Annotated in this window: 14 protein-coding genes; 4 read left to right on the forward strand and 10 right to left on the reverse strand. The window is 65.1% G+C overall.

The window, feature by feature from the left end:
• Window positions 1-122: 122 nt before the first annotated feature.
• The 5 genes from ACK4SV_RS01920 to ACK4SV_RS01940 all read right to left on the reverse strand — a co-directional run bounded on the left by ACK4SV_RS01920 (window position 123) and on the right by ACK4SV_RS01940 (window position 4,618).
• On the reverse strand, window positions 123-1,331 hold the full coding sequence (locus ACK4SV_RS01920) for an acetyl-CoA C-acyltransferase (RefSeq protein WP_409916097.1): 1,209 nt from the start codon (window positions 1,329-1,331) through the stop codon (window positions 123-125).
• Window positions 1,332-1,487: 156 nt separating this feature from the next.
• A complete protein-coding gene (locus tag ACK4SV_RS01925; RefSeq protein WP_409916098.1) occupies window positions 1,488-3,086 on the reverse strand; it encodes a phosphoenolpyruvate carboxykinase in 1,599 nt (532 codons plus the stop codon).
• Between the two features lie 184 nt (window positions 3,087-3,270).
• Window positions 3,271-3,681: an NUDIX domain-containing protein gene (locus tag ACK4SV_RS01930; RefSeq protein ID WP_409916099.1), complete on the reverse strand. Its 411-nt coding sequence runs from the start codon at window positions 3,679-3,681 to the stop codon at window positions 3,271-3,273.
• Window positions 3,682-3,693: 12 nt separating this feature from the next.
• On the reverse strand, window positions 3,694-4,158 hold the full coding sequence (locus ACK4SV_RS01935; RefSeq protein WP_409916100.1) for a hypothetical protein: 465 nt from the start codon (window positions 4,156-4,158) through the stop codon (window positions 3,694-3,696).
• Window positions 4,159-4,318: 160 nt separating this feature from the next.
• Entirely contained in the window at window positions 4,319-4,618 is a 300-nt protein-coding gene (locus ACK4SV_RS01940) for a CC_3452 family protein (protein WP_409916101.1), read from the reverse strand.
• A 253-nt stretch (window positions 4,619-4,871) separates the two neighbouring features.
• Between ACK4SV_RS01940 and ACK4SV_RS01945 the strand changes: the two genes are divergently transcribed.
• Window positions 4,872-6,212 carry an acyl-CoA dehydrogenase family protein gene (locus ACK4SV_RS01945; protein ID WP_409916102.1) on the forward strand — a complete coding sequence of 447 codons (1,341 nt, stop codon included), beginning with the start codon at window positions 4,872-4,874 and terminating at the stop codon, window positions 6,210-6,212.
• Between the two features lie 250 nt (window positions 6,213-6,462).
• Here the strand turns inward: ACK4SV_RS01945 and ACK4SV_RS01950 are convergent, their stop codons facing one another.
• Entirely contained in the window at window positions 6,463-7,827 is a 1,365-nt protein-coding gene (locus ACK4SV_RS01950; RefSeq protein ID WP_409916103.1) for a tryptophanase, read from the reverse strand.
• Between the two features lie 268 nt (window positions 7,828-8,095).
• On the opposite strand from ACK4SV_RS01950, the gene ACK4SV_RS01955 reads away from it, so the two are divergent.
• Window positions 8,096-9,718, forward strand: a complete 1,623-nt coding sequence (locus ACK4SV_RS01955) for a DUF4332 domain-containing protein (RefSeq protein WP_409916104.1) — start codon at window positions 8,096-8,098, stop codon at window positions 9,716-9,718.
• Here ACK4SV_RS01955 and ACK4SV_RS01960 read toward each other — a convergent pair whose 3' ends face one another.
• Window positions 9,719-10,699, reverse strand: a complete 981-nt coding sequence (locus ACK4SV_RS01960; RefSeq protein ID WP_409916105.1) for a Gfo/Idh/MocA family protein — start codon at window positions 10,697-10,699, stop codon at window positions 9,719-9,721.
• 199 nt (window positions 10,700-10,898) lie between these two features.
• Here ACK4SV_RS01960 and ACK4SV_RS01965 point away from each other — a divergent pair, with 199 nt between their 5' ends.
• Together ACK4SV_RS01965 and ACK4SV_RS01970 are read left to right on the forward strand one after the other, a co-directional pair.
• Window positions 10,899-11,330, forward strand: a complete 432-nt coding sequence (locus tag ACK4SV_RS01965; RefSeq protein ID WP_409916106.1) for a hypothetical protein — start codon at window positions 10,899-10,901, stop codon at window positions 11,328-11,330.
• 71 nt (window positions 11,331-11,401) lie between these two features.
• The gene (locus ACK4SV_RS01970) at window positions 11,402-11,683 is read left to right on the forward strand and encodes a hypothetical protein (protein WP_409916107.1); all 282 of its coding nucleotides are present in this window, start codon (window positions 11,402-11,404) and stop codon (window positions 11,681-11,683) included.
• Window positions 11,684-11,687: 4 nt separating this feature from the next.
• Here the strand turns inward: ACK4SV_RS01970 and ACK4SV_RS01975 are convergent, their stop codons facing one another.
• From ACK4SV_RS01975 to ACK4SV_RS01985, 3 genes are all read right to left on the reverse strand, one after another.
• Window positions 11,688-14,939, reverse strand: a complete 3,252-nt coding sequence (locus ACK4SV_RS01975; RefSeq protein ID WP_409916108.1) for an efflux RND transporter permease subunit — start codon at window positions 14,937-14,939, stop codon at window positions 11,688-11,690.
• A complete protein-coding gene (locus ACK4SV_RS01980; protein WP_409916109.1) occupies window positions 14,936-16,009 on the reverse strand; it encodes an efflux RND transporter periplasmic adaptor subunit in 1,074 nt (357 codons plus the stop codon). The genes ACK4SV_RS01975 and ACK4SV_RS01980 overlap by 4 nt, the downstream gene beginning before the upstream one ends.
• A 162-nt stretch (window positions 16,010-16,171) precedes the next feature.
• Complete coding sequence (locus tag ACK4SV_RS01985; protein ID WP_409916110.1) at window positions 16,172-17,671, reverse strand: amidase; 1,500 nt, start codon at window positions 17,669-17,671, stop codon at window positions 16,172-16,174.
• Window positions 17,672-17,680 lie beyond the last annotated feature (9 nt).

The following is a 17,680-nucleotide window of genomic DNA, read 5'->3' on the forward strand; positions in this document are numbered from 1 at the left end:
GAGTTCCGGCAACCTGTCACAAAGCGGAGGCCGGAAAAAGGCAGAGAGGCTCAATCCACCCTTCAGCAAAAAGAGCGGCCCCGTGAGGCCGCCCTTTCGCAATATCCGCTGAAAAATCAGGCTCAGCTGTAGATTTCGAACAGGCCGGCAGCGCCCATGCCGCCGCCGATGCACATGGTGACAACGCCCCACTTTGCCTTGCGGCGCTGGCCTTCCAGCAGGATGGAGCCGGTGCAGCGCGCGCCGGTCATGCCGAAGGGGTGGCCAATGGAGATCGAGCCGCCATTGACGTTGTATTTCTCCGGATCAATGCCGAGCCGGTCGCGCGAATAGAGGCACTGCGAGGCAAACGCTTCGTTCAGCTCCCACAGGTCGATATCATCGACCTTCAGCCCATGACGCTCCAGCAGGCGCGGCACAGCGAAGACCGGGCCAATGCCCATCTCATCGGGATCGCAGCCGGCCACGTTGAAACCGGCAAACCGGCCGAGCGGCTTCAACCCGCGGCGGGCGGCTTCCTTGGCTTCCATGACCAGCACAGCAGCGGCGCCGTCGGAGAGCTGCGAGGCGTTGCCGGCGGTGACATATTTGCCCTGCTTGACCACAAGACCGCCCTGGAAAACCGGCGGCAGGCCGGCCAGGTTCTCATAGGTCGTGCCGGGGCGGTTGCAGTCGTCGCGGTCGGCGATGACGTCCTGGAACGTCTCTTCCTTGGTTTCCTTGTTGACGAGGCGCATCTTCGTCTTCAGCGGCACGATTTCCTGGGCCATGTAGCCCTTCTGCTGGAACTCGGCGGTGCGGCGCTGGCTCTCGGCCGAATACTGGTCCTGGTATTCGCGGCTGACATTGTAGCGCTCGGCGACGATTTCGGCGGTCTCGATCATCGTCATCCAGATGGCCGGCCAGGTCTTGGCCAGTTCCGGCTCGAAATACTTGTACCGGTTGGACTGGCCGGAGGCCTGGACGAGGCTGATGCTCTCCACGCCGCCGCCGACGGTGACGGCTGCGCCCTCGTTGATCACGGTGTGCGCGGCGTTGGCGATAGCCTGCAGGCCGGAGGAGCAGAACCGGTTGATGGTGGCGCCCGACGTGGTCGACGGGCAGCCGGCCGCAAGCGCCGCGTTGCGGGCGACGTTGTGGCCCGTGGCGCCTTCCGGCGCAGCGCAGCCGAGGAACACGTCCTCAACGGCAGCGGCCTCGACCCCGGCGCGCGCGAGCGCGCCCGGGATGGCATGGCCGGCCAGGGTGATGCCGTGGGTGTCATTCAGGGCGCCGCGCCCGGCCTTTGTCAGGGCGGTACGGGCAGTGGATACGATAACGGCTTCGCGCATGGCTTCCTCCGGTTGTGTGATAACGTCTTGTTGCGGCGCACCCTAGTTGTGGAACACCGCCAACGCCAGACTTCCCTTGGCGTCAATGGACGGGGCGCGACAAAAAAACCCGCCGGCCCGGGGCCAGCGGGTTTCATTTCTGCGTGACCGGCGCCGTCAGGCGTTGATGATCGACTTGGCCTTCGGCGCAGCGGCTTTCACCGCATCATCCACATAGGCTTCGAACTTCTTGAAGTTCGCGACGAATTCATCGGCCAGTTTCGCGGCCTGTGCGTCATAGGCCTTCGGGTCGGCCCAGGTCGCGCGCGGATCGAGCACCTTGGCATCGACACCCGGTACCGAGACCGGCACGAGGAAGCCGAACGTCTCATCCTTGCGGAACTGGACCGAATTCAGCGAGCCATCGAGGGCAGCGTTCAGCAGCGCACGCGTCGCCTTGATCGGCATCCGGCTGCCCTGGTCATATGGGCCGCCCGTCCAGCCAGTCGAGACCAGCCAGCAATTGACATTATACTTCGCGATCAGCTCGCGCAGCAGGTTGCCATATTCGGACGGATGGCGCGGCATGAACGGCCCGCCGAAACAGGTCGAGAAGGTAGCCGAAGGCTCGGTCACGCCCTTTTCGGTGCCGGCGACGCGCGCGGTGTAACCCGACAGGAAGTGATACATCGCCTGCGCCGGCGTCAGCTTCGCAATCGGCGGCATGATGCCATAGGCGTCCGCCGTCAGCATGATCAGGTTTTTCGGCTGGCCGCAGCGGCCGGTTTCCGAAGCGTTGGGGATGGCCGAGATCGGATAGGCGCCGCGGGAGTTTTCAGCCAGCGCGGCCGAGTCGAGGTCCAGCTCGCGCGTCGTGGCATCCATCACGACATTCTCGAGCACTGTGCCCCATTGTTTCGTGGTCGCGAAGATTTCAGGCTCGGCGTCGGCCGACAGCTTGATCATCTTGGCATAGCAGCCGCCTTCGAAATTGAAGAGGCCGTTCTCCGACCAGCCATGCTCATCATCGCCGATCAGGGTGCGCGAAGCGTCTGCCGACAGGGTCGTCTTGCCGGTGCCCGACAGGCCGAAGAAGATCGCGGCGCCGTCTTTCTCATGCGTGTTGACCGAGCAATGCATCGGCATCACGCCCTTGGCGGGCAGGAGGTAGTTGAGGATGGTGAAGACCGATTTCTTGGTCTCGCCGGCATAGGATGTGCCGCCGATCAGCACGAGGCGCTTGGCAAAGTTGACCGCGATCACCGTCTCGCTGCGGCAGCCATGTTTGGCCGGGTCGGCGCGGAAGCTCGGGCAGTTGATGATCGTGAATTCGGCCTTGAAGCCTTCATATTCCTGCGGCTCGGGCAGGCGCAGCAGGTGGCGGATGAACAGCGAATGCCAGGCATATTCGGTCACAACCGTGACGGGCAGGCGGTGGTCCAGGTCAGCGCCGCCGAACAGGTCCTGCGAGTAGACATACTGGCCGGCCAGGTGCGCCTTGAAGTCCGTCCACAGAGCTTCGAAATGCTCCGGAGACATCGCGGCATTGTTGTCCCACCAGACGGTTTTCTCGGTCGTTGCGTCGCGCACCGTGAACTTGTCCTTGGCGGAGCGGCCGGTGTGCTGCCCGGTCTCGACGACCAGCGGGCCGCCAGCGGCCACGCGCGCTTCGCCGGAAGCGACCGCTGCCTCATACAGGCGGGCTTCGTTCCAGTTCTTTTTTACGGATTTCGGAGACACGCCCAGCTCTGCCAGGATTGCTACGGTATCGCTCATCGGATTTCCTCGATTACGCCAACTTAAGGCCGCCCCCGGCCCCGCCACCATGCGCTCATTAGCGCGCCGTTACGAAATTTTGCAACATCCGTGCCGGGGTAAAGCGGCCTGGGGCTGAGGAAAAAATCTCTTTTGAAATGAGTGATTTAAGCGTGTCTCACGTTGTCAAACGTAATGTGAGCGCTCACAAATCGTCGGTTTGCCGTCGGCGGAGATAAGCCGCCGTTGAGGAAGTGATCCGCCGGGGCAGGGCGTCCTGGGCGAACCATCCCCAGCCGCCATGTTTGTCCGTTTCCTGAACACTTGGGCTGCCCGAAATGATACGCGCATCGAACACTGGCGCGATCCAGTGGCGCCCATCTCCGGCGTCGATCGTCTCGGCAATGCAGGCGAGGCCCAGCACCTCGATCTCGATGCCGAGTTCCTCGCGGATCTCGCGGCGGGCGGTGTCCTCTGCGCGTTCGCCGAAATCGATCTTGCCGCCGGGAAGTCCCCAGGCGCCAGCCTCAGGCTCCCGCAGCCGCTGGATCAGGAGCAGGCGCCCCTGCTCGTCAAGGATGGCCGCCCCGCAGCCGGCTTCGACCGGTCTTGTCATTGGCCTTGTTCGCTATTTCGGTGGCGGATCAATGGTGAAGCCCGGCACGGCACCGGCTTCGACGTATCCCGAATGATAAAGATCAAGATACAATGCCGCCTCGGGGCCCTTTGGGCAAGTCACGACATAGATGTCGAGGATGTTGCCATAAATGCCCACCCCGGCGCTTCCGGCGCGGTGATAGGCGGGCTTGCTTCCGCCCGGGCAGTTGAGCCGCAAGATGTAGGCGTGCTGTCCCCGTGCGCCTGAGGCGCGGATGGGGTTTCCCCGCGAGCCCAATGGATGGGTCGCAGCCTTCGCGGCAATGCTGGCCAGTTCTTCCTCCGTAGGAGGCTCATTGCCGAAGAGCGCCGAAATCATTGAGGCCAATGACCCCGGGTCAAGTGGTTCGGACGCCTCCGGCGGACCATCCGCCGTGCTGGCCAATGCTCCGAAAAGGACAATCGATACGCTGAAAATGGCCGCCTTCAGGTTCATGGCTTCGTCTCCCTGCTGATCGATACGGTGTCAGGGGCGTGATGCGGCGGCAAGGGGCTTGTCTGGCAGTTCTCCGTCTCTGCGAGCCCCGACAGGCATAAAAAAGGGCCGCTGCGGAAACCGGCAGCGGCCCGAGGAGAGGCTTGGAGAGCCCGTGAAATCAGCGGCGGACAGCCGTGTTGCATTCGGCCAGTTCGGCCTCGGTCAGCTCGGCATTCGTGTTGCGAAGCGATGTCACCACGCCGACTTCGCGGGCGATCTTCTTGCAGATGCGCACGGTCGGGGCGCGGCGGGCCAGCTCACCGCGGCAGACGGTGCCTTCGCACGTCCACACGACGCTTTCAGCGACGACGCGGCGCTTGTTGACCGGCTCGGCGGTTTCAAAGGTGTAGGCATTGCTGGCGAGGGCCGGGAGGGAAAGGCCGGCCATGAACATGACGGCAATGGCAGAACGGAGCATGGGAGGGTGCCTTTGTTCGGGTTGAAGCTGCTTGGGTTACGGTGGTGGCATTTCTGCCTGAACCTGTGCGTAAAGAACGCTGAATAATTCGTCAAGCGTTCAGAGCGCTGAATTCAGGATTTTTGGAGAACGGTTCGTACCATATGCTGCGCCGCAGCATACTCCCTGCGCCGGATTGCCCTCGCGGCACAAATTGCCCGGCTTGTCCGCGGGCCTCAGAGTGAACGCACAAGCTGACCGGAGGAGCGCGCCCATGGACTTCAACATCCCCCAGGACATCGCCGACTATCTCGTCGTGCTCGATAAATTCATCGAGGATGAGATCAAGCCTCTCCAGGCACAGGATGATAATGAGCGCTTCTTCGATCACCGCCGCGAATGGGCGCGGACGGATTTCGAGAATGGCGGCCTGCCGCGCCCTGAATGGGAACAGCTCCTGCGGGAAGCCAAGCGCCGCGCCGACAAGGCCGGGCATCTGCGCTACGCCCTGCCCAGGGAGTTCGGCGGCCAGGACGGCACCAATCTCGGCATGGCGATCATCCGCGAGCATTTCGCGCGCCAGGGCCTCGGCCTGCACAACGACCTTCAGAACGAGCATTCCATTGTCGGCAATTTCCCGCAGATCCTGATGCTGCGCGACTTTGCCCGCCCCGACCAGAAACACCTCGCCGAGGCCGCGCTCGCCGGAAAATTCATCGCCTGTTTCGGCCTGACTGAGCCCAATCACGGCTCTGACGCCACGCACATGGAAACCCGCGCCGTGCGCCACAAGAAAGATGGCAAGGATGGCTGGCTGATCAATGGCGAGAAAATGTGGATCACCGGGATGCATGTCGCCACCCACATCATGCTGTTCTGCCGCACCAGCGGAAAGGATGGCGACGCGAAGGGCATCACCTGCCTGATCATCCCGGCGCGCGACCCCGGCGTGATCATCGAAGAATACATGTGGACCTTCAACATGCCGACGGACCATCCGCGCCTGACGATCCGGGATGTGTGGGTGCCGGAGGATGCTGTCTTCGGCCCGCCGGAAGGCGGCCTCGCGCTCGCCCAGCATTTCGTCCACGAAAACCGCATCCGCCAGGCGGCCTCCTCCTGCGGCGCGGCGATCTACTGCATCAATGAGAGCGTGAAGTATGCCCTCGAGCGCAAGCCCTTCGGCAAGCCGCTGGCCACCAACCAGGCGATCCAGTTCCCGCTGGTGGAACTCGCCACACAGGCCGAGATGCTCCGCCTGCTGATCTTCAAGACGGCCTGGGAGATGGACCAGATGTCCAAGCCCGAAGTGGCGCTTCGGCTCTCCGACAAGGTGTCGATGTGTAACTATTACGCCAACCGCCTCGTCTGCGAAGCCGCCGACCGGGCGATGCAGGTGCATGGCGGCATCGGCTATTCCCGCCACAAGCCGTTCGAGCACATCTACCGCCACCACCGCCGCTACCGCATCACCGAAGGCTCCGAAGAGATCCAGATCCGCAAGGTCGCCGGCCACATGTTCGGCTTCATGGGCCCCAACAAACACGGCCAGCCCAAAGGCGAAACCGGCAAAGGCGGCAAGAGCACGGAGCCGACGGATTTCGCGGTGCGGTAGGCATTAACAGGAAGCGTCACCGCGCAAGAACAAAAGGCCGTCATCCCGGGATTTGCGAAGCAAATGCCCGGGACCCAGACTTTTGTCCTTACGCGGGGTCCCGGTCTTCGCCCCGGATCAGGTCCGGGACGAAACCGGGATGACGGCAAACGATTGGTGCGTGTACGGAAGGTTTCGGCGATGGACCTCAGACAGGCTTCACCTGTAGAGGGTGACGAACTTTCAATAACCGTTGCATTCGGGGGCGCTGCTAAAGCCGCTCAAACGCCGCCGTGAAATGCCGCATCATCGGGGGCTCTTTCACGATGCGCAGGCCCTTGAGCGTGTCCTTTATGGCCGCAACTTCTTCCAGCACCTCCACCACATAATCCGCATGGCTCTGCGTGTAGACGCGCCGGGGCATGGCGAGGCGGACGAGGTCCATCGCGGCAGGGGCTTCGCTGCCATCGGGCTTGCGGCCAAACATCACCGTGCCGATTTCGCAGGCGCGGATGCCGCCGGTTTCATACATGGCGCAGGCCAGCGCCTGGCCGGGATAGTCCAGCGGCGGAATATGCGGCAGGAAAGCGCGCGCATCAATAAACACGGCATGTCCGCCCGCAGGTTTCACCACGGGAATGCCCATCGCGTCCAGCCGCTCGGCGATATACGCATTCGTCCGTACACGGTAGCGTAGGTAATCCTCATCGATGATTTCCTTCAGCCCCTGTGCAATCGCATCAAGGTCGCGCCCCGCAAGTCCGCCATAGGTCGGAAAGCCTTCGGTCTGGATCAGCAGCGTGCGGGCGCGCTCGGCAAGGGCATCATCATTCAGCGCCAACCAGCCGCCGATATTGGCGAAGGCATCCTTCTTGGCGCTCATCGTCATGCCATCGGCCAAGGCAAAGGTATCGCGCACAATATCCTTGATCGGACGATCCTTCTGCCCTTCCTCGCGCAGCTTGATGAACCAGGCATTCTCCGCGAACCGGCAGCCATCGATATAGAAGGGCTTGCCATGGGCCTTCGCCAGCGCCGCCGCCCCGCGAATGTTCTCAAGGCTGACAGGCTGGCCACCGCCGGCATTGTTGGTAATCGTCATCATCACCGCCGGGATGCGCGCGCCTTCCGCCTCCAGCACAGATTCCAGCGCGCCAAGGTCCATATTGCCCTTGAACGGATGATCGAGCGAGGGCACGCGCCCCTCGGTAATCGGCAGGTCGAGCGCCTCGGCGCCCATCGCCTCGATATTGCCGCGCGTCGTGTCGAAATGGGTGTTGGAGGGGATGAGGTCACCCTTCCAGGCGATCAGGGTAAAGAGCAAATGCTCTGCCGCTCGGCCCTGATGGGTAGGAATGATATGGGCAAAATCCATCAGCTCCTTCACCGCCGCCTCGAACCGGTAGAAGCTCGGCGCCCCGGCATAGCTCTCGTCGCCGGTCATCACCGCGCCCCATTGCGCTGCGCTCATGGCGGAGGTGCCGCTGTCGGTCAGCAGGTCGATGATCACATCATCGGAATGCAGCTTGAACAGGTTGTACCCGGCCCCGGCCAGCAGGCGTTCCCGCTCGGCCCGCGTGGTCATGCGGATCGGCTCGACCGATTTGATGCGGAAAGGTTCGATGATCGTCTTCATAAGGAGCACTCCCGGCTGAAACATTCCTGGGAGTGGGGCCTTGTTGGCACTTGCCCCGCGCACAGGAACTGACTGCGCCGCGGTTGCCTCTCCGGTCTCCTCTCGGGATGCCCGGATGACGGCCGCGCTCAGCGCCTGTTGCGAAACCCGCGATACCACGCCAGGGTCCCCGCGCCAACATGCTGCAGAGACCGGCTGAGGGTTAACAGCGCGTTCATACATTCGCGCCACCGTTCCCCCGAACAGCCGCCACAGGACCCTCCCGGCCATGACGACGCTTCTGGAACGTGTGATCCGCGCCCATCGCTGCCGCTCGACGCATCATTTCATCGCCCTCGACGCCCTCGCGCTTATCGGCGGGGAGGAGGGCGCGGCCTGGAAATCCGTGTTCCTGGTCCATCACGAACACCTGCTCGAAGGCGCCAAGGCGCCGGATGCAAAGTTCAAGGATTTCAAGAACCATGTCCTGCATGTGCGCGAGGGCGAATGGGGCGGCGCGCGGGCGAAGGCAACCGAATGGTATGCCAAGGCCGTAGACCTCCTCGCCCGCAGGCGCTGGAGCGAGGCGGCCTACGCCCTCGGCGTGCTCAGCCATTACTATGCAGATCCCATCCAGCCCTTCCATACCGGCCAGACGGAAGCTGAAAATGTCATCCACCGCGCGGTGGAATGGAGCATTGCCAAATCCCGCCCCGACATCGACGCGCGCATCGCGGCCGCCGGCTATCCTCAGGTCGATGTGCCGGAAGGCCCCGGCTTTGTGTCGGATATGGTGCGCGCGGGCGCCGAGCGCTCGAACCGGTATTATGAACTCTTCATCGACCATTACGACATCGACGCCGGCGTCGCCGACCCGCCCTCAGGCCTCGACGAACCGATGCGGGAAGCGATTGCCGGGCTGATCGCCTACGCGACCGCCGGCTTTGCCGCCATCATCAGCCGCGCGGTAGATGAGGCCGCCGCCGCGCCGCCGAAGGTGAACCTCACCCTTCAGGGCTATATCGAAACGCTCGACATCCCGCTGCGCTGGATCACGGCAAAGCTGGAAGACATGGGCGACCGCCGCCAGGTCGAGCGGATGTATGCCGAATTCCAGAAGACCGGCAAGGTCATCCGTACCCTGCCGGAAGACGACAAGCAGATCCGTGCACTGCACGCCAGGGAAGTGCGCCGCGTGCCGCTCAAGGTGCTGAATGCAGAGCCGATCGCTCCGATCGGCGCCGCGCGCCAGCCTGCGCCGGAAGCGGTGGCAGACGAGACGAAGGCCGCGCCCCTGATTGAAGAAGTCGCTGACGAAACGCCCACTGCCAATCTTGAAGCTGGCGCCGGAACAGGCGATGCTGCTCGAGTATTTCCGTATACGGAGCACCGGGAAGAGGTAGTCTTCGAGTCTGAAGAAACCTACCAGGAAGAAGCCGAAACTGAGCAGGAAGACGCGCCCGCGCCCCAGCGCGCGCGTCCAGCGCACAGGTCATGCCTCAGCTGGGAATCGCCCGTGGTCGATGCGCCGTCCATTGGGCCCAAGACTGCAAAACATCTCAGCCGGGCAGGCATCGAAACGGTCGGCGATCTCCTGATCTGCGATCCGGAGGAGACGGCTGAGCTGGTGGATGTGCGCCACATCACGGTGGATGCTATCGAAACCTGGCAGATGCAGGCAACCCTGATGATCGAGGTGCCGGGCCTGCGCGTCCATGATGCGCAGCTCCTCGTCGGCGCCGGCATCACCAGCCGCGCAGACCTGATGAGCGCCTCGGCAGCGACGATCTTCGAACTCGCGATGGAATTCATTCAGTCCCCGGATGGTGGCCGCATCCTGCGCCCCGGCCAGGTGCTGGAGGAAGACGAGGTCGAGGACTGGATCGGCATGGCGCGCGACGCCGCCGCCTGATTACAGCCCTCGGGGCGCCAGTCCGCCCGCGCGGTAGATCGCATCGATCAGCGCCATGTTGGCCACTGCATCCGCCCCGCCGGTCAGGGGCTCTGCGCGTCCGGCCAGCACATCCATCACATGCGCCAGCTGGTGGTCGAACGTCGTCTGTCCGTCCACGGTATAACGCCTGACATCACCGCCCCGGCGCAGCGTGATGAGGTGGCCCATCGTCGGATGGATCGGATTGTCGGCAATCAGCAGGCCCTCGCTGCCTTCAATGGCCAGCAGCGCCTTGAATTTCTGCCCCGGCTTCATCGAGGTGCGCAGGCGCGCCGGGATACGGCCCTCAAAGCGCAGCTCGGCTTCCGTCAGCAGGTCCACGCCCGGTGTGCCCTCCTCGATCCGTGCAGAGACGATCTCCGGCTCCGAGCCCGCAATCGTGCGCAGCCAGTGCGCCGGATAGCAGCCCAGGTCCATCAGCGCCCCGCCGCCGAGGTCCGGCCTGTGGCGCAGCTCCTCCGGCCGGTAGGGGATTGCCACCGAAAATTCCGCCTTCAGCGCACACAAACGCCCGATCGCCCCGCTGCGCACCGTCTCCATGAGGTGCAGGAACACCGGATGGAACCGGTAATGGAACGCCTCGATCAGGTGGCGCCCGCTGCGCGCTGCGGCCTCCGCCATATCTCGCGCCTCGCCCGCATTCATCGCAAACGGCTTCTCGCACAAGACATGCTTGCCGGCTTCCAGCGCCGCGATGGAAAGGTCGGCATGGCGGTTCGGGGGCAGGGCGTTGTAGACAAGGTCGACATCCTCCCGCCGGATCAGCGCCTCATAGCTGTCCACAGCGTTCGCGATGCCGTGCGCCGCCGCAAAGGCCTCCGCCCGCGCCCCGTCGCGCGCCGCCACGCAGGTGATGACGCAGTCATCCCGCCGCGACACCTGCGGGATCAGGGCCTTGGGCGCAATCCGGGCTGCGCCGAGAATGCCGATACGGATCATGGGGCAGGGGTCCTCCGCGCGAGCTTTGCCTGACCACCGGTAAACAAAACCGGCGCGATTGTTTACCCCGCCCTAACGCCCCTTAAGCACTTTCTGCAGAGGATGAATGAAATCTGTCCCGGAGTTTAGAAAGCGGAAACCACGATCGCACATTGTCGGGGCTCCCCGGGGCCATTGGATCTTAGGAGTGCCTTCGCCAATGATGACAGATCTGACCGCGCACATCGCTAACACCAGTGGTCTCGGGGAGCCACAGGCGCGCCAGGCGCTTGGCATCGTGCTGAACGCCGCCGAGCGTCAGGACTCCGCCCTCGCCAGCACGGTTTTCCGCGCCGTGCCCGGCGCCCGCCAGCTCGCCGCCCGTGCCGGCTCCGACATTGGCGCTCCCACCGGCGAAATCGCCCGCCTGATCGAGCAGACCCCCGGCGGCCGCCGCCGTGTGGTCGCGCAGATGTTCAGCGCGCTTCATGCGCTCGGCCTCAGCCATGCCGAGATTGCCGCCATTCCGGGCGCCATCGCCAGCTGGATGCAGACGCATTATGGCACCAGCGCCCTCACCGGCCTCGGCAGCCTCATCGCCCATGACGCCGACGCCGCTGCCGCCGCTGCTGCTGCCGCCCGCGCGGCCTGAACCCGAAAACAGCCCTTCCCAAGGCCTGCCCCAGCCCCTAAAGCCCTCCCGCAGAGCAAGAGGGGGCTTCCTTGACCATCACCGCAGACATTGCCGCTGACGAACTGATCGCCCTGCGCCTGATGCAGGCCATCCGCGCTCATGGCGAAGCCGCCTGCGCGCCGGACCTGCTGGACCTGATCTCCGTCACGCTGGATGTCTCTGCGGCCGTCACCGACCCGTCGCAGATCACCTGCACCCCGCGCATCGACCGCAAGACCCGCTCGATCCTCTTCGCGGGCGGCACGGCGGAAACCGCCGGCGGCATCGTGATGTCGGCAACGGCTGTCTACCGCATCCGCCCGGCGGGCTGACGCCTCACTCGGCGGCGGGCAGAACGTCCCGCTTCGGGCGCCCGTCATTTTCGTTCGCTGCCCCGTCCGGCGCGCCTGCAGGCGCCTCGGCGGCGCGGCGCGCCGCAACCTTCGCAGCGATCCACGCCTTCACCTTCGCGCTGCGCTGCTGCACCCGGTAGGGCACCAGCAGCCAGGACGGCGTCACCAGGAGGATCATCATGGTCGAGAAGCTGAGGCCGAACACGACCGCCGTTGCCAGCTGCACCCACCATTCAGAGCTTGCCCCGCCAAAGCTGATCGCGCCCTGCGCAAAGTTCACATTCATCTGGATGATCATCGGGAACAGGCCGCACACCGTCGTCCCCGTCGTCAGAAGCACCGGGCGGATACGCTGCGCGGCGGTTGCCAGCGCCGCATCCTCAGGCGAGCGCCCATCCTTCAGCAGCCGGTTATAGGTGTCGATCAGCACGATATTGTTGTTCACGACGATGCCCGCGAGCGCGACGATGCCGGTCCCGATCATCAGCTGCGACACATAGGGCAGCACCAGGTTGATGCCGACCAGCACGCCCGCCGTCGAAATCACGACCGCCGACAGCGTCAGCAGCACCTGCCAGAAATTGTTGAACTGCCAGAGCAGGATCATCGCCATCATGAACAGCGCCGCCAGCGCCGCGCCCTGGAAGAAAGCGGCCGCATCGGCGGCGTCTTCATCGGCGCCCTCGAAGCGCACGTCCACGCCCGGCGGCAGCGCCTGCGCGTCCAGCCAGGTCTTCATCTCCGCCACAAGGGCAGCGCCCGTGCCCTGCTCGATCGCATTGCCGCGCACATCAATCACCCGGCGCCCGTCGCGCCGCTCGATCTGGCTCACGCGCGGGGCCGGCTCGCGCGTCACGAACAGTGACAGCGGCACATTGCCCTGCGGCGTGGCGATCCTCAGGCTGTCGATTGCCAGTGCAGAGCGCGCATCCTCCGGGAAGCGAACGCGGATATCGACCTCTTCATTGGCATCATCGGGCCGGAACCGCCCGACCAGCACGCCATTGGTCACCAGCTGCACCGCAGCCCCGATCTGCGCCACATCCAGCCCGAACTTGCCGGCCTCGGCCCGGTCGATGGACAGCTGGAACTCGATGCCCGGCAGCGGCCGGGAATCGTCAATCTCATGCACGCCGCGATGGGCCTCCATCCAGCTGCGGATCATTGTGGCCGTGCGGTCCAGCGCGGCGATGTCCTGTCCCAGCAGCGCGACCTGCAGGTCCTTGCCAGAGGGCGGGCCCTGTTCGCGCGGCTGGATCTGGAAGCGCAGCGCCGGCACCTGAGACAGGCGCTCGCGCACAGACTGCAAAACCTCGCGGCCATTATAGGCGCCGTCCGAACTGGTCTTCAGGTCCATCAGGATCTGGCCGACCGTATCCACCGGCACGCCGCTCACGCCGTCGAAATTGAAGCCGCCCGACGATACGCCCGTCCGCGTCGACAGCGCCTTGATGCCGTCCAGCCCGGTGATCGCAGCTTCTGCGCGGCGCACCAGCACGGCCTGCTCCGCCGCCGACAGCGCGCCCTGCGCCTGCACGAACACGAAAGCCTGCTCCGGTTCGATATCCAGGAACAGTTCGGATTTGTGATCCTCCGAGCCATACCAGGCAAAGATCAGGAACACCGCACCGATCACCGCCGCGCTCGTCAGCAGCGGCCGTTTGATCGTCTCGCTGACGATGCCGACATAGGTGCCGAGCCAGCCCTTTGCCTTGCGCGGATCGGCGTCGGCGGCGAGCGCTGCAAGGTCCTCATCCGTCCCGCCCGGGCGCGCGCCGAGCACAGAGCCCAGCACCGGCAGGAAGATGAGCGCCACGATCAGCGAGGCCGACAGAACGAAGATCAGGGTGATCGGCAGGTAGGCCATGAACTTCCCGGGCATCGAGTTCCAGAACAGGAACGGCACGAACGCCGCCAGCGTCGTCAGCGCGGAGCTGACCACCGGCCAGAACATCCGCTTGGCCGCCATCGCATAGGCTTCCTTGCGGTGCAGGCCCTCGGCCATCTTCCGGTCGGCATATTCGGTCACGACAATCGCGCCATCGACCAGGATACCGACCGCGATGACCATGCCGAACATGACCATCATGTTGATCGTGTAGCCCGACGCCCCGAGGAACAGGAAGGCGAGGACGAAGGAGGTCGGGATCGAGATACCGACCAGCAGCGCCGTACGCAGGCCGAGCGCGGCCACCACAATGATCATCACCAGCAGCACCGCCGTCATGATCGAGCTTTGCAGCTGGCCCAGCTGGCTGCCGATCATTTCCGAGGCATCCGAGGTGATCTGCGCCCGCACGCTCGACGGCCAGGCGCTGCTCTCATCATCAATGATCGCGCGTACGGAATTGGCCGTATCCAGAATGTTCGCGCCGGTGCGCTTGACCACTTCGATCAGCAGGGCCGGCTCGCCATTGAAGGTCGCAAAGCCGGTCGCATCCTTGAAGGTGCGGCGCACTTCGGCGATGTCCGACAGGGTGATGACCGCGTCTTCGGTCCGCTTTACCGGCAGGTTCAGCGCGTCCTCCGCGCCCCGGATGATGCCGGGTACTTTCACCGCGAAACTGCCTTGCCCGGTATCAATCGAGCCGGCCGGCACAAGCTGGTTGTTGGCCGCCACGACGCTCATGATCTCCTGATAGGAGATGTTGTAGGTCTCCAGCTTCACCGGATCGATGACGATCTCGAGCAGCTCCTCGCGCTTGCCCAGCACACGGGCCTCAAGGATGCGCGGATCGGATTCCAACCGGTCCTTCAGCCGCTCGGCAATCCGCCCGAGGCCGCGCTCAGGCGCATCGCCGAACAGGTTGACCACCATCACCGGGAACTGCGCGGCATTGAACTCGCGCACGATCGGCTCGCGCGCATCGGCCGGGAAGTAACGCTTCGCCATGTCGACGCGGTCCTTCACGTCGATCACGGCCTGGTTCACATCGGCGTCAATCTCGAATTCGAGGATCAGCTGCGCCGCGCCTTCGCCGGCAAACGCCCGGAAGGTCTTCAGCCCTTCGAGAGACTGGATCTCCTGTTCGATAGGGCGCACCAGCAGCCGCTCGGCGTCTTCCGGCGTTACACCGGCCAGCGGCACGGTGATCGACACGAACGGGATCGGGATGTCCGGGTCTGCCTCTTTCGGCAGGCCGATATAGGTCGCGGTGCCGGCAATGATCGCGCAGACGAGGATCGACAACACCATCCGGGCCCGGCCGATGGCGCCGTCTATGAGCCGTGTCATGGCAGCGGTCCTTGCTCGACCGGTCTCACCCGGACACCGTCATTGAGATAATCCTGCCCCTTGGCCACCAGCGTCACCCGCTCCGGCAGCCCGGTCACCCAGGCGCCTTCCGGCGTCTCGTCGATCACCCGCACGGCCATGAAGGCGACGGTATTGTCCTCGCGTACGATCCGCACGCCCAGCTGACCCGTATCCGCCAGCGTCAGCAGCGAGCGCTGCACCAGCGCCGCACTCACTTCCTGCGCCGGGATCGACAGCGAAGCCGTCACCCCGGCGGCCACCACCGCGTCGCCGGTCTCAAGCTCTGCCTCGATCGGGAAGGTGCGCGTCTGCGCGCTCGCCGTGCGCGCCACAAAGCGCAGCTTGGCCGGAAAACGCCGTCCGTCCGCCAGTTCGGCCTCCGCCGCCATTCCGGTGCTCAGCAGCCCGGCCTGGGCTTCGGTCACTTCCGCCGCAACGATCACCGGGTCGAGGTCCACCAGCAGGCCGCAGGCCGCGCCCGGCGACAGGAAGTCGCCCGTCTCGGCCATCCGGCGCTCGAAAATCCCGTCAAACGGCGCGCGGATGCGCGTCCGGTCGAGTTCCACCCGCGCAGCGTTCACCGCCGCTTCGGCGGCGTCCAGCGTCGCACGCGCCGCCGCTTCGCGGTTCGCAGGCGCCAGCCCGCGCGCAGCGAGCGTTGCTGCCGCCTCAAAATCAATCCGTGCCGACTCCCGCATCGCTTCGGCTTCCTGCAGCCGCGCGCTGCGCGCTTCCACGTCCAGTCCGCACAGCAGCGTGCCCGCGCGCACAAACGTGCCCTCGCGCACCGGCGTCGATGTCACCGTCCCCGAAGTGCCCGATTTCACCGTCACCGACTTGTCCGGCGCCGTGCGCCCGCGCGCCGTAATGCGCATCATGTGCGGCTGGCTCACCGCCGCCACGACCAGCGCTTCGGGGACCGGCGCCTGCGTCGCCGCTTCTGCCGTGTCGCCATTCAGCCCGACGCTGCCGCGCATCGTCATGCGCACGCCAAAGTAGGCCACGATCACCGCCAGGATGATGGCTGCATAAAGGATCGAACGCTTCACGGCGGGTTTCTTTCTAGGGAGGCGAAAGCGAAAATAGGTCTTGCTGACGCACGTGTCATCTTTGCTGCGACGATTTATCTAGCGCAGCATCCGTTTCTGCCCCGCAAACGAGCGGAGGCAGTGCGTTAACAGCCTGAAATGTAGGATTAATCCCCGCCGGGATTACAAAGCTGTAATCGGCGGCTTCCGCCCGGCCCAGGGCCGCGCCGCCTCAAGTTCGAGCGCGAGCTCGAACAGCAGCGCGTCATCGCCCCGCCTGCCGGAGAACATCGCCCCGATCGGCAACCCGTCCGGTGACCAGGCGAGCGGCACGCTCATCGAGGCCGCCCCGGCGACATTCATGGGCGAGGTATAGGCCACGAAATCGAGCACGCTTCTCATCACGGCATCGAAATCCCGGTCCGGGGCCTGCTCGCCGATGGGCACCGGCGGGCTTGCCGTCACCGGCGTCAGGATCAGGTCGAGTTCCTCGAAGAAGCTGTGATACTCCGCCTCGAAGCCGAGGAGATAGCCGACCAGCCCCGGCAACTCCGCCATGCGGGCAGCTGCCATGCCGGCGAGGCCCAGCGTCCAGGGCTCGACAATGTCCGGCCCGATGGGCTTGCCGGAGGCGTTGCTGACGGCCTGCGCAAACTCTCCCGCGCCCGCCGCCCAGTAGAGGATGAAGGCATCGGTGAACTTCGCCCCGTCCATCGGCAGGCGGTAATCGACCACCGTATGCCCCAGCTCACGGCAGAGCTGCGCCACATCCTCGATGGCCCGGCGGGTGTCGGGATGCAGCGGCGTGCCGCCAATCGGCTCCGGCGCAAAACCGATCCGCAGCCGGCGGGTCAGCGGCGCGATCTCGCCCAGCGCCGGATAGGTCCCGTCCAGCGCCTCGGCCGCCCGGAACAGCGCCACCGAATCCCGCACGCTCACCGTGATCGCATGGTTCACCGAAATCTGCAGCGGCGGCGGCGCCGTGCCAGGCTCGCTATAGGGCAGCCGGTCGCGCGACGGTTTCATCCCGAACAGGCCGCAGCAGGAGGCCGGAATCCGGATCGAGCCGCCGCCATCGCTGGCATGGGCAAACGGTACGACGCCCGCCGCCACCAGCGCCGCCGCCCCGCCAGACGATCCGCCAGGAATGCGCGACAGGTCCCAGGGATTGCGCGTCGGCCCGCTGGACAGCGGCTCGGTGGAGGAAATGAGCCCCGCTTCCGGCGTCGTCGACTTGCCCAGCGAGACAATCCCCGCCCGGCGCCATTTGTCGGCAAACACATTGTCAGCGGTCGCAGGCCCGAGCCCCGCGAGGCCCCGGCTGCCGGCCTGTGTCGGCGCGCCGCGCCAGTCGATCAGGTCCTTGATGAAGCTCGGAACGCCCGCCAACGGCCCCGTCAGGATGCCGCTGGCATCCGCCCGTGCGGTCTCGAAGGTGCGCGCGACAATCGCGTTGATGTCGCCCTCCACCTTCAGCGCCCGCTGGATCGCGGCCTCGGTCTCCGCCAGCGCGGTCGTCTCGCCCGACGCAATCGCGGCGGCAATCGCAATCCCGTCCCGGAAGCCGGGCGGTGCCGGCAGGTCGGCGGCGGTCTCTGGGCCCCGGGCGCGCGGGCTGCAGGCCGCAAGGGCCAGTGTGGCGGCGCTGCCGGCAAGGGCAGCGCGCCGGGTCAGGCGTGGCATTGGTATCCT

It is taken from the genome of Hyphomonas sp. (assembly GCF_046313735.1).
GTDB lineage: Bacteria > Pseudomonadota > Alphaproteobacteria > Caulobacterales > Hyphomonadaceae > Hyphomonas.